Here is a 16290-nt window from a genome sequence, read left to right on the forward strand (position 1 = left end):
CGGGATGGCGAAAATGGCCGCGAACAGTAACGGTCCGCCCCTCATGCTCGCCGCCTGACGCGGCAAGCTCTCCCCCTTTAATTTCTGGAAGATTGGAGTTCGCCGATGCGCGAAGCGATGCAACTCGTCCCTATGGTCATAGAACAATCCAGCAGAGGGGAGCGGTCTTTTGACATTTACTCTCGCCTTCTTCGCGAACGCATCATCTTCCTCAACGGCGAGGTCAACGATACCGTTTCCGCTCTGGTCTGCGCGCAGTTACTGTTCCTTGAGGCCGAGAATCCAAAGAAGCCGATCAATCTTTACATCAATTCGCCGGGCGGCGTCGTGACCAGCGGCCTCGCCATGTACGACACCATGCGCTTTATCCGCGCACCGGTTCATACGCTTTGCATGGGGACAGCCCGTTCTATGGGATCGTTCCTGCTGATGGCAGGCGAGGCCGGCGAAAGAGCTGCTTTGCCCAATGCCAGTATCCTCATTCACCAGCCATCCGGTGGCTTTCAGGGGCAGGCTTCCGACATGCTGATTCATGCCGAGGAAATTCTGAAGACCAAGCATCGCATGACGCGGCTCTATGCAGAGCATTGCGGACGCTCCTATGAAGACTTTGAGCGCGGGATGGATCGCGACCGCTTCATGACGGCGGAAGAAGCATTAGAATGGGGTCTTATCGACCGTATTCTAAAGGTTCGGGAAGACACGAACAGCCTATAATCTGTCGCGAAAATCACGAAACCTACTACACGTTTTGTCCGTGGCCTAATGTCAGGTCTTCGGGGGCGCGCTCAAGCGAATGAATGACCGCAAGGGGGTCGAGAGCTGAATGGCAGCTAGACGTTCGAGCTGCCTGAAAGCGGACTGTCCGTTGCCGGCCCCGTTGCAAACGTTCCAAGGCTTATGCAACATCGAGGGGGTAGAACTCCTAGCGCAGCCACAAGGAGGCGGCATCCGTTGTGCAAAAGGTATTTGTCTTCGGGACGCTCAAGAGGGGTTTCCCGCTTCACGACCAGGGACTGTCAGGAGCGAAGTTTCTGGGAGGATATAGGACCCGGAAGCACTATCCGCTGCTCGTTGCCGGACCGTGGTTCGCGCCTATGATGGCAGTCGTTTGGCCGATGCTATTTGAACTTGCCTTGGTAGAATTCGGACCAGTTCGCTCGTACCAACCAAGGCTTCACAACAACGAGTTCTCCCGTCTCGGCCTTCGACTTTGCATCAAGCAGTGCCTTTGTCATGAACTGTATCTCCGGTGATGACGTTCCGGTAAGTTGTTGGAGGTCACGGGCTGAGAGCCGTTTTTTGGAACCGTAGCGTGCTGACATGTCATCCTTGATCGAGTGCCCCATGAGCAATTTTCGCCCTCTATGACTGATGCCAGTCGAATCGAGGAATTGTGCGTAGGAGTGCCGGGTAGAATAGGCCGCCACATTTGCTCTCTGAATGTGCACTTTCTTCTTCAGATACTGCCAGCTTTTGGTGATCGGCTGGCCCCATCGCATTTCCCCATTGGGTTTCGGATAGGGTTCCCATTCCGGGAACAAGGCCGTGCAACCGATCTTCTTCAATTCCTTCACGCGGGTCAGTAATCCAAGTTCGAGGACGAGAGGGTGGATCGGGATAACGCGCTCTGAACCGGCGGTCTTGAACTTGACGACTTCCTCGATCGGCACCCGTCCCTTTTCCGGATCGAATGAGCGCAGGTCGAAATACAAAATGCCATCTACTTCCCTGATGTGGCTGGCGTCGAGCTGACCGAATTCACCGATGCGCATGCCGTGAAGGATGAGGATAATATAGCCCCAATAGAGGTGCGATTGGACGAAATACTTACCCGGTTGCCAAATCTGTTTCGGGGTCTTGCACCCTTGAAACAGCGGTTGCGAAAATATCTTCACGACCTCGTCATATTCGAATGCATCGCGTTCAAGCGACGTCAGATTCTTGCCGCTAACCGTGTTGAAGACTGGTTTGGGATGTTTGTAATAGCCCTTCCTGATAAGCCAGCCGAAGAATTTCGAGAGCGAGTTGTGATAGCCGTTCCGGAGGCGTGCTTCCGTCAGGCGTTTTAGGTTTCTCCAACCGTACTTTTGCGCGTGTTCGTACCGCGCTGACAGGGACACGCGTTGGTTCCTGGGGATGCCCGTGCGATCAGGGATTTCAGGAAGCATCTTGTCGAGTGCCTTCGCCTGCTCGTTGGTGAAAAGGCCAACAGGCCCATCGCCCATCTGGTCGATCAGAAACTGGACGGTCAGTTCCACATCGCGGCGGCCGTCGGCACTGCCGCCGGTCGTCTGTAGATATTCGGCCAATGCTTCGGAGAAGAGCGGGCTCGATGCTGCCGGATCAATTTCAGTGGTCTGGTCCGTCATCTCCTGTGGCGGTGTTGATGCTGGTGACGAAGGCAATGGCGGTGTTTGCGTGACAGGCTGCGATATTCTGAAACTCTCGGGTACCGCGTCGAATTGGACCGCCGCCTGCATATCGGCTCGACCTCGTTCATATTCCTTCACCCGCTCAGCCTTTCGCAGATAGGCCTCGGCCTCCACATTTTGCTGAACGAAGGCCTTCAGAAGTTCCGGGAAGTCTGGCTCGATCATGCCCGGGTCGCATCCTGCCGCCTGTGCTCGTCGGTTCAGGTTCTTTAGTAGTTCCTCGTAATTCCGTCGGGCGAACAGGCGTTCATTGGAGATCGGCCATACGTCTTGGAGATACGTCCGGAGTTCAACGACGTTCTTCTTGAACAGGGAGGGGTAATCGATGCTCTCGTTCATCCTATGAAACCAGACCAGGCACTCCGAGAGCCTCATCCGGGCCAAGCGATAATCGCTCGTTCGGAGTGAGGCGCGGTAGAGCGGTTTGCCGACGAGCGGCGCACACTGAACGGCGAAACGGACCTGCATGAAATAGCGTCCGTCACGCCTTGCAAGATAGGAGGCACGTGCCATGAGATCTCCGCGTACATTTGCGTGAGATGTCTCACAGTCTCCGGAACCTCCCGGCTCCGTTAACTAGCTGATTTTCCTATTCGGGATCAATGGTAGCGGAGGAGGGACTCGAACCCCCGACACAAGGATTATGATTCCTCTGCTCTAACCAACTGAGCTACTCCGCCACAAGATGCACCGCGCGGGTTTCGAATGACGCAGCGTCTTGAAGACGGGCGGATATAAGGGGCTGTGTCCGGGCCTGTCAAGCGCATCCGGCGCCGATAACAGGGCAATTTACGGGCCTTTCTCGCGAGGGTTTCGGTTGACGAACGATCTTTGCCTTTTCTGCGGGGTTGAGTTGCGGCGTCCAGCCCGATAAGTGTCGGAAAAGCTAGCTATAAGAAGTATGTATGAAGCCGCGTATAGCCGTCCTCGGATGTGGGTATTGGGGGTCTAACCACATCCGCACGCTGAAATCACTCGGCGCACTGAGCGCCGTATCGGATGCCAACCGCGCGAGGGCAGAGGGGTTCGCCAGCGAACACGACTGCCGCGCCGTGGATCCTGACGGCCTGTTTGCGGATGAGAGCATCGATGCGATCGTCATGGCCCTGCCGCCGCAGTTTCATGCCGACTATGCTATCCAGGCCGTCGAAGCCGGTAAGGACGTGCTGGTGGAAAAGCCCATCGCGCTTACGGTTGCCGATGCAGAAGAGGCCGTCGCGGTGGCGCACCGGGCCAATCGCATTTTCATGGTCGGGCATGTGCTGCGGTTTCACCCGGCATTTGAAACCCTCAAGGCCCTGATCGATGCGGGGGAACTCGGGGAAGTCGGCTATGTCCATTCGCACAGGCTCGGCCTCGGCAAGTTTCACACGGAAAACGATGCGCTTTGGGATCTCGCGCCGCACGATCTGTCCATGATCCTTGCGATTACCGGGGCAGCGCCGGCCGAGGTGCGTGGAGAAGGAGCGGCGCTGCTCGACCATCTAAGCGATTTCGCTCATCTCCATATGCGTTTCGAGAACGGATTGCGGGGGCATCTGTTCACGTCGCGGCTCAATCCGTATCGCGAGCGACGTCTGACCGTGGTGGGGACCAAAGCCATGGCCGTGTTCGACGATGTGGAGCCGTGGAGTCGGAAGCTGGCCCTCTATAATCATGCCGTGTGGCAGGATAGCGGACAATGGGCCTTTACGACCAATGAGCCGCACTATGTCGACGTCGAGGAAGGCATGCCGCTGACACGTGAGCTGGAGCATTTCATCGAGTGCATAGAAACGCGCAGCACTCCACGCACGACGGGTGAGGAGGCCATCGAAGTCTTACGGATTTTGACTGCGGGGACGATCTCTCACAATCGTTGAGATGCTTGGTTATGCTGGTGCTTCTGCCAGCCGCGAAAGCATGGCCTCTGCTTCCACGTGCTTCTCCGTGCGGTCGATGAAACCTCCGCCAAGAACCCGGGTATCGTCGCTGTCATCGGCGTAGAGAACACAAGCCTGACCCGGGGCCACGCCGTTCTCGCCATCGTGAAGCTCGACCCATGTGGTATCATCCTGATGGTAAAGGGTGGCAGGCGCCGGCTGTCTGGTCGAGCGCACTTTGGCAAACACTTCGATGCCTTCGTCTGGCAATGTGTCGAGTGGGCCGTCGCCCAGCCAATTGACCTTGCGCAGGAAGATCCGCCGGGTCTCCAGAGCCTCGCGCGGGCCGACAATCACACGGGCGTTTTCGGCATCCAGATGAACCACATAGAGCGGCTCGCCCGTGGATACGCCAATACCGCGACGCTGGCCGATGGTGTAATGCAGAATGCCCTTGTGCCGCCCAAGCGCGCGCCCATCGATATGGACAATGTCACCCGGTGCCGCCGCATTCGGCCGCAAGCGCGAAATTATGTCGGTGTACTTTCCCTGAGGGACGAAGCAAATGTCCTGACTGTCCTGCTTCGTGGCCACCACCAGCCCCATCTCCTCAGCCAGCGCGCGCACCTGTGGCTTGGATAGATCGCCCAATGGGAAGCGCAGGAAATCGATCTGCTCCTGGGTTGTCGCGAACAGGAAATAGCTCTGGTCCCGGTCGGCATCGACCGGGCGATACATCGCCCGGTGCGTTCCGTTGGCCCGGGAACGAATATAATGTCCGGTCGCCAGCGCGTCGGCGCCAAGATCGCGTGCGGTTTCGAGAAGATCCGCAAACTTTACCGTCTGATTGCAGGAAATGCAGGGAATGGGCGTCTCGCCCGCGACATAGCTCTCGGCGAAGGGGTCGATCACCGCTTCACGGAAACGCTTTTCGTAGTCGAGGACGTAGTGCGGAATTCCCAATGTCTCCGCCACCCGCCGCGCATCATCGATATCCTGGCCGGCGCAGCAGGAGCCCGGCCGGTGTGCAGCCGCGCCATGGTCGTAAAGCTGAAGCGTAATCCCGATGACCTCGTAGCCTTCCCTCGCCAGAATGCCGGCAACAACGGAAGAATCGACACCGCCCGACATCGCTACGACGACGCGCGTCTCCTCCGGGCGGCCAGGCAGATCGAGGCTGTTCATGGGTATTCTTCCGTTGCTTGTACTGTCGCTTACATATCCGGAGGCTAGATGGCAACGCTGCGCTACCAGGTCAAGATGCGATCCGACGCAGGCCAACCCGTTCACTTCGCATTTGAATCAATACGTGCGCAAATCCCTAACGGCGGATTCATTTCCGTTACAGTACTCTTACCACGCGTTTAGGCAAATCTTAAAAGCTGCGGCTGTATGGTCGCGGCGGTTAGGTCAAGTGTAGAGAGTAAAATGACCGATCTGATGCGACCGCGCGTAAAATATGTTATCGGGCCGGACGGCAGTCCGTTGACCATTGCTGATCTTCCTCCGACGAATACGCGCCGTTGGGTCATACGCCGCAAGGCGGAAGTCGTTGCGGCGGTTCGCGGTGGCCTTTTGAGTTTGGAAGAGGCATGCCAGCGCTACAAGCTTACAGTCGAAGAGTTTCTTTCCTGGCAGGCCTCGATCGATGAATACGGCCTCCAAGGCTTGCGAACGACACGAATTCAACAATATCGGCACTGATTGTCAGAGCTGCTGAAGGGCGGCGTCGCGCTTGGCGCGCCCGGACCGGAGGCGTCGTATCTGCCCCGATGCGGTGTGGTACCGCCGATTAATTCTTCAGAGATAAAACGAGCTTCAGAGACGATTAAGGGCGCGCGTCATCCGCGCGCCCATGCTTTTGATAATACGTGGCCACAGACCGGGATCAGCTTCAGCCGGTCATTACCTGCGGCTTGCTGCCGGTTCCGCGTTGCTTGGTGTCGCGCGATTCCAGCGCTTCGGCTTTATGCAATTCGGTTTCGGCTTCTTCCAACTCGGCCTGAGCCTGCTCTTTCTGTTGCTGCAGGTCGGATTGCGAGGTCCGCAGGTTATCGCGGCGGAGCCGTGCCGCCTTTGCAAATGTCGGATAGGCAAAATGGTTCTGGTCGGTAATGCCGGCTTTGCTTTCCTCATTGGCAATTTGAGCATCCAGCTCGTCTGCCATGCGCTTGAACTCTGCGATCATGGTTTCGAGTTGCTCGACCCTGCGACGCTGTTCGCTCACCTGAAATTGTTTCAGTCGAACAAGATTTTCACGTGATTTCATCTTGGGTACTCCACAAGACGCGGACGATTCCCGGAAGCGTTGGCTCCGGATCCGGCGCCAGACCTACGGTTCAAGGTTACCGTCTGCCTGTTCAGCGGCCGGTTTGGAAAATAAAACCTCAAGCTTCGCCCCCCGCGGTAACGTTTCGTTTACGGACAACGTTAATCATAAGACCCATGGCTTAAGGCTCGGTAAAAATCCGGATTGTGCCGACGGCAGATCCTACGGGGCCTTCAGATTGCGAGCCGGCTAGGCAGCCGGGTCGAAGCTTGAAGTGAATTGAAGTGGATTCGGCATTTGAATCAGCGATATGGCCTGAAAAGCTGAAATCTGATCTTAGCGGTTGCAACCGCGAATCAGATTTTGTTAACCATTAAGTGGCAGCTTCCGAATCAGGCAATCATGCTCCGGTGTCGGATACCTGCTGGACCCGTTCGGCGGCGGAAAGGGGAATAAGATGCGCGTTCTGCTGGTTGAAGATGACAGTGCGATTGCACAAAGCGTCGAGTTGATGCTGAAGTCCGAGAGCTTCAATGTCTACACGACGGATCTTGGCGAGGAAGGTGTCGATCTCGGCAAGCTCTACGATTACGACATTATCGTTCTCGACTTGAACCTCCCAGACATGTCCGGATACGAGGTGCTGCGGACGCTGCGTCTTTCCAAGGTGAAGACGCCGATCCTTATCCTTTCCGGCATGGCCGGCATCGAGGATAAGGTGAGGGGGCTCGGCTTCGGCGCCGACGATTATATGACCAAGCCGTTCCACAAGGACGAGTTGGTTGCCCGAATTCATGCGATTGTCCGCCGTTCGAAGGGACATGCACAGTCGATCATCACGACCGGCGACCTGGTGGTGAACCTCGATGCCAAGACCGTGGAGGTCGGGGGACAGCGCGTGCATCTGACCGGCAAGGAATACCAGATGCTGGAGCTGTTGTCCTTGCGCAAGGGCACGACACTCACCAAGGAGATGTTCCTCAACCATCTCTATGGCGGCATGGACGAGCCGGAACTGAAGATCATCGACGTCTTCATCTGCAAGCTTCGCAAGAAGCTCGACACGGCTTCCGGCGGCCAGAATTATATCGAGACCGTCTGGGGACGCGGCTATGTGCTGCGCGAACCCGAAGAAATCCGCGAAAGCGCCTGACGCTTTCCTTTCCGACAATCACACAGGGCCCGGTCACGCGCCGGGCCCTTTTGCATGCCCGCGTGCAGAGTTACGCTACGCCGCCGCCAATTCGCGGAAGCTCTCCAGAAGCTGTGTGCGGGTGAAAGGCTTCAGCAGATAGCCTTTAGCGCCCGCACGCTTGGCGCGCATGATCTGGCCGACATCCACCGCGCTGAGGCACAGCAGGATGTGCGGCTTCGTTTCCGGATCGATGGCCATCAGCCGCGCTATGAGTTCGTCGGAGCGCATATCCGGCAGGCTGCCGTCGGCCATGATGATCTCGGGCAGCTCCTGGGCGCAGATGTTGAGCGCCTCCTGAGCGCTTGCGGCTTCTGCCACCAGCATCTCAGGTCCGGCAAGAATGCGCTTGGCGACTTTGCGGATCACGCTTGAGTCGTCGACGATAAGACAGCGCTTCATTGTTCCGGTCCTGTTTGCACGGCCGCACGACCCGTTTGCTACCAAGACGCTAGCAAAAGTCTGTAAAGGCGGAACAAACCGGTATGGTAAATTATGCGCTAACCCGCCGTCAGAACGATCTCTTCGGCCGTGGCGTGGATGGAGATTGGCATCTCCGTCTCCCGGCTCAGCAGAATCGTATAATAATGCTGCACACTGTGGGCGTCGATTGGTTCCTCGGGTTCCTTGCCTGAATGCAGTTCAAGGAACTTGGGCGGCACGCGCACCATCGGGCCTTTTGCGCGGATGGTGAATTTCGGCGCGGTTTCAAGGTTTTCGAGGTAGATCGACAGCTTGCCACCGCGGGGAATTGCGCCATTGGCCACGAGGATGAGGTTCAGGAGGAGCTTGACCTTGTTCTTCGGCAGGAGCGCGCGGCCGCCAATCCATTCCAGATCGGGCTTTTCGTTACGGATGAAGGCAGTGGCAACTGTTTCGGCATCGCCGGTGTCGATCTGCATGCCGGCTGAACCGGCCGCCCCAAAGGCTATGCGCGCGAATTGCAGTCGCGCCGAAGCGTTGATGGCGCTGGTTTGAATGAGGCGCATGGCGTCTTCGTCCGCGCCGCCTTCTTCCAGCAGTTCCAGCCCGTTGTTGATTGCCCCCACCGGGGAAATAATGTCGTGGCAGACGCGGCTGCACAGCAGTGCAGCGAGGTCGGGCGCGCTGAGTGAAGGAAAGTTTGTCATTGTCTTGAGCCGTCCCCTGTCGAATATCCGGATCGGGCATGGTGGAAGCCATGGCCCGCGAATCGCAATCACTACAACGGTATTCTTGGTTACACATCACGGGAGAGACGGGCAACAAAGCACTGCGATCGGATGCAGCGCAGACCGTATTCTCCTTCGGGTTTAATGGTTGAAAAAGATTTACCGGTTAATCTCAAATTATCCGCAGTATGGCGCTATGCGCCAATTCGGCCGCACGGGCAGCCTTAGGCTGTCAGGTACTAACAGCCTAGCACCAACGGGATGGAGATACCGATGCCATTCAGTCTTTTGAGCCGTGCAAGAATCGGGCTCTTCTTTTTGACGTTCACTATACTGAGCGTGGCGGCTGTGCTGACAGCGCCTACCGCGCGCGCTCAGAGTGACGGCTATACCATGCAGGAGATTGTCGACACGGGCAGCGACTTCTTTGGCGCGACGACCGGCGGCTTGGCCACCGTTGTGGAGAAAATTTTTTCCCGATACGGACTGCCGAACGGCTATGTTCTTGGCCAGGAGGGTTCGGGTGCCTTCGTGGGCGGATTGACCTATGGTGAGGGGACGCTCTTCACCAAAAACGTCGGCGACCATAACGTCTACTGGCAGGGTCCTTCGGTTGGTTGGGATTTCGGCGGACAGGGCTCCCGCGTCATGATGCTGGTTTACAACCTCAACAATATCAACGAGTTGTACCGTCGCTATGCTGGCGTAGCAGGGTCCGCCTACATTGTGGCCGGTCTGGGCTTCAACGTGATGAAAAACGGTCATGTGCTGGTCGTGCCCATCCGCACCGGGGTAGGGGCTCGTCTCGGAGTTAATCTGGGCTACTTGAAGATGACCGCCAGTCCGACCTGGAATCCATTTTGAGCGAGCGTGCAAGCCGGCAGAGAAACACTGGATTCCCGGTCGCCTGACGTGGCACACTGATAGCAGTCAAAGCGCGGGAATCCTGCCAGGTGTTACAACTCGTTCTGTCTTTCATTCTTGGCTTCCTCGTTGCGGGCGGTATCGCGCTCGCTATCATGCCGATTCTCTGGCGGCGGGCGGGCGCTGCCATGCGCAGGCGCATCGAGGCGTCGCTGCCCATGTCGCGTGAGGAATTGCAGGCTGAAATAGATGCGGTGAATGCAGAGCACGCCATGACCGTGCGCCGGTTGGAAATGAAGGTTGCGGCGAGCAAGAAAAAAGCCGGCGAGGACTTCATCGAGATCAACCGCCTCCGCGAACAACTTGCCCGGTTCCAGGACAGCAGCGCGGAAAAGGACGAAGCCCTTGCCGGGCTTGAGCAGGAAAGGGAAAGCTTAGCTTCCACGCTCGCAGCCCGCGAAGCGGAGTTTGCAAAGGCGTCCTCCCGCTTGGCGGAGGTAGAGCGCCGACTTGCGGACAAGCATGCAGACTTGGAAAGGCTTTCCGAATCGTACGAGGAAGCATCGCTGACCTCCAGCAGCCGGCAGGTGGAGTTGTTGGCGCGCGAGACGGAGGTCGAACGGCTTAATGATTCACTTGCACAGATGCAGCGCGAGCGCGAGAGAGCCGAACGCGCCGTTCAGGAGGCGAAAGTCGAAGTCAGCCAGACCGAGGAGCAACTGCGAACGGAACGCCATCAGGTGGAGGAACTGAAACGCCAGCAGGATCGTGCCGCGGCCGATTTGCGCGGCCGGGACGAGAACCTGGAGCGGCTGCAGAAGGAGATCGTGCGCTTGAAGGAAAAGGTCCGCGAACGCGACAAAGCTTTGAAGGAAGGGAAGGTCGCTTTGGCGGATATGAAGAAGCAGAACAAAGATCTGGAAGTACAGGTCGCCGATTTGCAGCTTCAGCTTTCCGGTGGGTCGGATACCACGGCAGCTCCCAAGAGGCGCAAGCCGCGGAAATCCTCGGCGAATGGGACGGCCGATGCGGCGCTGCGCGAGCAAATTGCCTCGCTGGCGGCAGAGGTGGTCAGCATGACTGCCGCTTTAGAAGGACCGGATTCCCCGATCGAGAAAAATCTTGCCGAAGTTCCCAAGGACAATGGCGAGGACGTGAGCGCGCAGCAAATGCCGAGTCTGGCCGAGAGGGTTAAAGCTCTACGGCTGAAGACAACGTCGGCGGAATAGCCCGCTCAACGACCCCACAAGCTATGGAGTGCGACGGCCGAAGCGGCGGCAACATTGAGGCTGTCGAAGTCCTCCCGTATTGGAATGCGAACGGATGTAAGCCTGTCGAGCAGAGCTGGCGGCAGGCCTGGCCCCTCGGCACCAAGCAGGAGAGCCGTGCGTCGTCCCGTTCTGATCGTGTCGATGTCCTGCGATCCGCCGGGGCTCAGCGCGATAATCTGAAATCCTTGTGTCTCGAGCGCCGTGATCATGTCTTCGGCGTTTCCGCCGCGCGTGAAAGGCACCTTCAGCGCTGCGCCGACCGAAACGCGGATGGCCTTCCGGTAAAGCGGGTCACAGGAGGTCGCATCCATGAGCACCGCATCGGCACCGAAAGCGGCGGCATTTCGGAAGATTGCGCCCATATTGTCGTGATTGGCGATGCCCGCAAGCGCCACGACGAGTGCACGGTCCGGCAATCGCGAAATCAGGGCTTCAGCCGTCTCTTCCTTGCCGCGCTTACCGATGGCTAGCACGCCGCGATGGATGGAAAACCCTGCGATCCGGTCCATCACCGCCCCGCTCGCAACATAAACCGGCACATCGCCGGGCACACGCCGCAGCAATTCGTCCATACCGGCAACACGATTGTCGCGCAGCAGAACGGATTCAGCGTTGAAACGAGCCCTCGAGAAGAGCACATTGAGCACGACCTTGCCTTCCGCCACGAAGCGGCCTTGCCGCCCGACGAGGTCGCGCTCGCGGATATCGCGATAGGCAGCGGTCCTCGGATCATCCGGGTCTTCGATGTGGATCAAACTGCGCACCACGGCTAAACTCCGCGGGCTTCCTTGGCCATGGCGACAAGGGCAGGGCGCACCTCCGATGCGTCATTCAGCGGCTGTTTGAAAAAGACGCGCTGAATTTCTTCGCCCCTGGCAAGGTCGATCCCTTCCGGGTCGATGCCGATAAGACGCCATTTACCGCGAGAGCTGCCTGCGAAGTGAACCGCATAGTTCTCTACAGCGTCCGCATGGTCGGCGTTCATGTGTTCGATGGCAGCCGTTTCCATTTGCCGGAAGTCGGCTAGCGGTCCGCCGGTCAGCAACTCGTCAGGCGTCAGCCGATATGCGCGGGCGAAACCTCCGTTCAGCAAGGCGTTTTCCGGCTCAAGCCGAAAAAGGGAGAAATCGGCAAAACCGGCATAGAGCTTTGCCTTGGGTTGTCTTTCTATGTAGCGGCGTTCGGCATAACCGTGCGCATCCGTGCCACGCTCCAGCTTCATGGCGCGCGCTTTCAGGGTCAGGCGTGGATGGGCGAGGGGATCCCCCTTTCCAGGTTCGCCTGTCAGAAGCGAGCAGCGGGTGTCTGCCTGTAGCGCTTGTGTGTGGGCCGACAGAGCGGAGACAAGGATGAGCGGAGCCCCGTCCAAATCGGTGGCAACGGCCACGCGGGTAGACAAGGGAGCGCCGTCAGACGGATCGAGCGTTGCCAGCGCGCCGAAGCGCGCGTTTCGCAGCAGCGTCTTTGCCAGCCGAATTGCTTCGGCGTCGGTCTCCAGGATGGTATCTTTCTTGGTCATAGCCCGGCAAATGCCGGATGCCGGGCCTCTTCGCAAGTCCTAAAAGTGGACACCCGCACAGATCACATAGCGGATTGCATTTGTCCGGTGCGCTGTACCTCGTCCTTCGTAAAGACAACGAATGCGAACAGGAGAACGCCCGCAAAGGTCACCAGCGACGCGAGGGCGACCAGAGGTTCGAGTGACGGATTGCCGAGCAGCATGAAAAGAAGCGCCGGAGTCATAACCGCAACGCCGAGCGTGTAAACGCCATACTGGACCATGGCGAAGCGGGTTTCAGCCTTCGCCGGGTTAAGCGCGTAGTATCCACCGAAAATGGCCATGGTCACCCACCCGAGCAGGTTCGCATGCGCGTGGGCGCCAATGATGCCGTGATTGCCCGAAATCGACATTTGCAATCCGAGGCCAATTCCGAAAATCAGGAAGACGATGGCGGTTTTGAAGTAGAGTTTCGAGACGTGCGGCATCTTATATCCCCAATGTTTTTTGTTGGGCCGCAAGGATACGCTCCGACTCGCCTGTAGTGAAATTTAATGTCATTATAAATGTTAGTTGTGGCGTGGATAGTTGCGCCATCGGTTCCTGCGGTGAAGGGGGCCAGGCCGTGAACCTAAATTCCTTCGATCTGAACCTGCTTCGTGTGTTCAACGCGTTATTGAAGGAGCGGAGCGTGACGCGAGCCGGGGAACGTATCGGGCTCAGCCAACCGGCCGTCAGTTCCGCACTCAATCGCCTTCGCCACATTTTTCAGGATGATTTATTCATCCGCAGCGGCTCGCAAATGGTTCCAACGCCGCGGGCGAGTTGCTTGGCCAGCCCGATCAGCGCAGCACTCGAATCTTTGGAAGCGGCTTTTCTACGCTACTTCGAACTTGAGCCGGCCAAGTTGCAGCGCAGCTACACTCTGCTCGGCGCCGACTTCTTCTCCATGTTGTTCGTACCGAAGCTCTCGACGGCAATCACGACCGTTGCACCGGGCGTGCGCTTGCGCCTTTTCGATTCCAGCCGCGGGGACGTAGCCCACCTCCTTCGGGAAGGTACGATCGACATTGCGTTGGAGCATCTGGCTGTGGTTCCGGAGGATATCTCAAGCGCCTATCTCTTCCGTTCCTGCTTTGTCGTCGTGGCGAACGCGCGTAATGGTGCGGTCCGGGAACTTGGCATCGAGAGCGGGCAAGTTCTTCCCTTAGGGGCGCTGAACGAGTTTTCCTTCGCCGTATATTCGCTCGACGGCGGTGACACGGGATGTGCTGTCGAGGCGCTTCGCAATATCGGCCTTGTGCACCGTGTGGCAATTGCATTGCCGCACTTTCATTCAACGGCACTCGCCGCGGCGGAAGGCGATTTCATCGCGCTCGTTCCCTGCCAGTTCGCCGAAGCGATTGCGGCGAGGTACGATTTGTCCATCTACCGCATGCCGATGGAGATGCCTGCCGTGGAAATTCGCATGTACTGGCACGCGCGAGCCGATGAAGATTTGCAACATGCTTGGCTGCGCGAGCGGATCATCGATACCGCCCGCACGCTGGCTTTTGATGGGTGCGCAGAGCGGTACCTTGTCCCTGTGTGATGCATTTGTGCCGATTTTACTGCCGTACGACCGCCTTCAGCACATCGCGGACACCGATCGAGCCGACGAATCGTGAGGCATCGTCGAACAACGCCACCGGTGCCGTTTCTGATTGGTGCATGGCCCTGATGACCGTCCGCAACGGTGTTCCGGCGCTGGCCCAGTAGACCTTCGGCTGATCGTCGGGCAACTTTTCTATATCGTCACATGACACCCAGATTGCGGGCTGACCGTCTCTCTCGGCGTCGACGACGAGCATGTTTTGATCGAATTTGAATCGTGTGGTCTGGCGGCGGTCGAGCCACAGCCAATCCTCACCGGCGTCCTCAAGATCTCGCGCATCACGCATGACGTTCCATGCCGTCAGAACCGAAAGCGGATTCACATTGGCGATGAAATCGCGCACGTAGTCGTTTTCCGAACGCAGAACGATGTCTTCCGGCGTGCCGCTCTGCACAATCCGTCCACTCTCCATGATGGAGATGCGGTTGCCGATCTTGAGCGCCTCCTCCAGGTCGTGGCTGACGAAGAGGATGGTTTTCTTCAGCCGATCCTGCAATTCTAGCAGTTCGTCCTGAAGCTTGGTGCGGATCAGCGGATCGAGCGCGGAGAAGGGCTCGTCCATAAGCAGGATCGGCGCCTGCGTGGCGAGAGCGCGCGCAAGCCCGACACGCTGCTGCATGCCGCCGGACAACTCATGCCCGTATTTGCCCGCCCAGTCCTCAAGATGCACCAGCTCGAGCTGGGCCATAACGCGCTCGCGGCGTTCCTTGGCCGGCAAACCGGACAGTTCGAGACCCAGGCCGACGTTCTCCTCCACGGTCCGCCACGGCAGAAGCGCAAACTGCTGGAACACCATGGCGATACATTCGCGGCGGATCTTTCTCAGCTCCGCTTCCGAGCAGGTCACCACATTGGCGGACCAATCGTTTTCGTCGTGCACGATCACGTTGCCCCGCGTGACGCGGTTCAGTCGGTTGACGGCGCGGAGCAGCGTCGATTTTCCGGAGCCGGAAAGGCCCATCAGCACCGAAATTTCACCGCGTGTCACGGTCAGGCTGGCACCGGCGCAACCCAGAACAGCGCCGGTTTTTTCCAGGATCTGGGCACGATCCGCCCCCGCGTCGAGCAGTGGCAGGGCCGCTGTCTGCTCCTTTTCTTCACCAAAAACGATGTCTACGTTCTTGAATTCAATGGCCGCTGTCATTTGTCTATATCCCGACTGATGCGCGCCACGCGGTCAAGAATGATGGCAAGAATGACGATGGCGAGGCCCGCTTCCAGTCCGAGCGGAATGTTCACCGTGTTCAGCGCCCGCACGACCGGCTTGCCGAGGCCATCGGCGCCGATGAGCGCTGCGATCACCACCATCGAGAGCGAGAGCATGATGCACTGCGTCAATCCCGCCATGATGGAAGGAAGCGCTGCCGGCAGTTCCACCTTCCACAAGAGTTGCCATTTTGTCGCGCCGAAGGCCTGTCCGGCTTCGAGCATAGGTTTCGGAACTGACGTAATGCCGAGATAGGTTAACCGGATCGGCGCGGGGGACGCGAAAATAACCGTCACAATGAGTCCAGGTGCGGCTCCAAGGCCGAACAGGATCAGCACGGGGATCAGGTAAACGAACGTCGGCAAGGTCTGCATCAGGTCGAGGATCGGGCGCAGGCCATGATAGACGCGCGCACTGTGTGCCGCCCATATGCCCACCGGTACGCCGATGGCCATCGACACCGCTGCTGCGGCGACCACCAGGACGAGGGTTTCGACCGTTTCCCCCCAAAGGCCCTGGTTGATGATGAAGAAGAGGCCGGCAATTACACCGACCGCGAGTTGCCAGGAACGTTGCCTCAGGTAGGCCAGGGCCGCTATCAGAAGAACGACCACGCTGGGGGGCAGCCAGAGCAAAAAGTCGACCATCCCGTCGAGAATGTCCGCAAGGACGTCGGCCAGCGTGTTGAAAAACCAGCTGAAGTTCGTGGTAAGAAAATCAAAGAACTCCTGGCCCCATCTCCCAATGGGAATTCGCCAGGCCGCGATCCATTCGGTTATCGGATCCATCTGATCGGCTTTATCCAACCTTGAACGGGTTTATGTCGTAGCAGCGCAGAGGCGATGCGCTGAGATAGGGCGCCGATCCGCACGGCGCCCCGTCGAGCG

At 58.2% G+C, this 16290-nt stretch carries 17 protein-coding genes, 1 tRNA gene and 1 pseudogene; 8 read left to right on the top strand and 11 right to left on the bottom strand.

What is annotated here, in order from left to right; all coding sequences use genetic code 11:
* Positions 1-105 precede the first annotated feature (105 nt).
* Positions 106-717: an ATP-dependent Clp protease proteolytic subunit gene (locus LY631_RS15470; RefSeq protein ID WP_274426491.1), complete on the top strand. Its 612-nt coding sequence runs from the start codon at positions 106-108 to the stop codon at positions 715-717.
* A 239-nt stretch (positions 718-956) separates the two neighbouring features.
* Positions 957-1091, top strand: a pseudogene (locus LY631_RS15475) (gamma-glutamylcyclotransferase family protein); the annotation flags it as partial.
* A 30-nt stretch (positions 1092-1121) separates the two neighbouring features.
* On the opposite strand, the gene LY631_RS15480 reads toward LY631_RS15475, so the two are convergent.
* The gene (locus tag LY631_RS15480) at positions 1122-2903 is read right to left on the bottom strand and encodes a site-specific integrase (protein ID WP_274426492.1); all 1782 of its coding nucleotides are present in this window, start codon (positions 2901-2903) and stop codon (positions 1122-1124) included.
* Between the two features lie 135 nt (positions 2904-3038).
* Positions 3039-3115 (bottom strand) — tRNA-Met (locus LY631_RS15485).
* 225 nt (positions 3116-3340) lie between these two features.
* Here LY631_RS15485 and LY631_RS15490 point away from each other — a divergent pair.
* Positions 3341-4297 (top strand): Gfo/Idh/MocA family protein, encoded by a 957-nt coding sequence (locus LY631_RS15490; RefSeq protein ID WP_274426493.1) that lies wholly within the window; start codon positions 3341-3343, stop codon positions 4295-4297.
* 9 nt (positions 4298-4306) lie between these two features.
* Here the strand turns inward: LY631_RS15490 and mnmA are convergent, their stop codons facing one another.
* Positions 4307-5488, bottom strand: a complete 1182-nt coding sequence (mnmA, locus tag LY631_RS15495; protein ID WP_274426716.1) for a tRNA 2-thiouridine(34) synthase MnmA — start codon at positions 5486-5488, stop codon at positions 4307-4309.
* A 237-nt stretch (positions 5489-5725) separates the two neighbouring features.
* Between mnmA and sciP the strand changes: the two genes are divergently transcribed.
* The gene (gene sciP / locus LY631_RS15500; protein ID WP_274426494.1) at positions 5726-6001 is read left to right on the top strand and encodes a CtrA inhibitor SciP; all 276 of its coding nucleotides are present in this window, start codon (positions 5726-5728) and stop codon (positions 5999-6001) included.
* Positions 6002-6191: 190 nt separating this feature from the next.
* Here sciP and LY631_RS15505 read toward each other — a convergent pair whose 3' ends face one another.
* Positions 6192-6566, bottom strand: a complete 375-nt coding sequence (locus LY631_RS15505; RefSeq protein ID WP_274426495.1) for a flagellar export protein FliJ — start codon at positions 6564-6566, stop codon at positions 6192-6194.
* Between the two features lie 457 nt (positions 6567-7023).
* Between LY631_RS15505 and ctrA the strand changes: the two genes are divergently transcribed.
* Positions 7024-7719, top strand: coding sequence for a response regulator transcription factor CtrA (ctrA, locus tag LY631_RS15510; protein WP_274426496.1), 696 nt, complete (start codon positions 7024-7026; stop codon positions 7717-7719).
* Between the two features lie 75 nt (positions 7720-7794).
* On the opposite strand, the gene LY631_RS15515 is transcribed toward ctrA, so the two are convergent.
* A complete protein-coding gene (locus LY631_RS15515) occupies positions 7795-8160 on the bottom strand; it encodes a response regulator (RefSeq protein WP_274426497.1) in 366 nt (121 codons plus the stop codon).
* Positions 8161-8258: 98 nt separating this feature from the next.
* Positions 8259-8888 carry a histidine phosphotransferase ChpT gene (gene chpT, locus LY631_RS15520; RefSeq protein ID WP_274426498.1) on the bottom strand — a complete coding sequence of 210 codons (630 nt, stop codon included), beginning with the start codon at positions 8886-8888 and terminating at the stop codon, positions 8259-8261.
* A gap of 294 nt (positions 8889-9182) precedes the next feature.
* Here chpT and LY631_RS15525 point away from each other — a divergent pair, with 294 nt between their 5' ends.
* Together LY631_RS15525 and LY631_RS15530 are read left to right on the top strand one after the other, a co-directional pair.
* Positions 9183-9773 (top strand): DUF1134 domain-containing protein, encoded by a 591-nt coding sequence (locus LY631_RS15525; RefSeq protein WP_274426499.1) that lies wholly within the window; start codon positions 9183-9185, stop codon positions 9771-9773.
* A gap of 89 nt (positions 9774-9862) precedes the next feature.
* On the top strand, positions 9863-11002 hold the full coding sequence (locus LY631_RS15530; RefSeq protein ID WP_274426500.1) for a hypothetical protein: 1140 nt from the start codon (positions 9863-9865) through the stop codon (positions 11000-11002).
* A 5-nt stretch (positions 11003-11007) separates the two neighbouring features.
* On the opposite strand, the gene LY631_RS15535 is transcribed toward LY631_RS15530, so the two are convergent.
* The 3 genes from LY631_RS15535 to LY631_RS15545 form a co-directional block, all read right to left on the bottom strand.
* Entirely contained in the window at positions 11008-11811 is an 804-nt protein-coding gene (locus LY631_RS15535) for a TrmH family RNA methyltransferase (RefSeq protein ID WP_274426501.1), read from the bottom strand.
* 2 nt (positions 11812-11813) lie between these two features.
* Entirely contained in the window at positions 11814-12563 is a 750-nt protein-coding gene (locus tag LY631_RS15540) for a HugZ family pyridoxamine 5'-phosphate oxidase (protein WP_274426502.1), read from the bottom strand.
* Positions 12564-12625: 62 nt separating this feature from the next.
* Positions 12626-13030, bottom strand: coding sequence for a hypothetical protein (locus LY631_RS15545; RefSeq protein WP_274426503.1), 405 nt, complete (start codon positions 13028-13030; stop codon positions 12626-12628).
* A 137-nt stretch (positions 13031-13167) separates the two neighbouring features.
* Between LY631_RS15545 and LY631_RS15550 the strand changes: the two genes are divergently transcribed.
* Positions 13168-14133, top strand: coding sequence for a LysR family transcriptional regulator (locus LY631_RS15550; protein WP_274426504.1), 966 nt, complete (start codon positions 13168-13170; stop codon positions 14131-14133).
* 16 nt (positions 14134-14149) lie between these two features.
* Here LY631_RS15550 and choV read toward each other — a convergent pair whose 3' ends face one another.
* Complete coding sequence (gene choV, locus LY631_RS15555) at positions 14150-15340, bottom strand: choline ABC transporter ATP-binding protein (RefSeq protein WP_274426505.1); 1191 nt, start codon at positions 15338-15340, stop codon at positions 14150-14152.
* On the bottom strand, positions 15337-16191 hold the full coding sequence (gene choW / locus LY631_RS15560) for a choline ABC transporter permease subunit (protein ID WP_274426506.1): 855 nt from the start codon (positions 16189-16191) through the stop codon (positions 15337-15339). The genes choV and choW overlap by 4 nt, the downstream gene beginning before the upstream one ends.
* Positions 16192-16290: the final 99 nt, after the last annotated feature.

It is taken from the genome of Chelativorans sp. YIM 93263, from assembly GCF_028767125.1.
GTDB lineage: Bacteria > Pseudomonadota > Alphaproteobacteria > Rhizobiales > Rhizobiaceae > Chelativorans.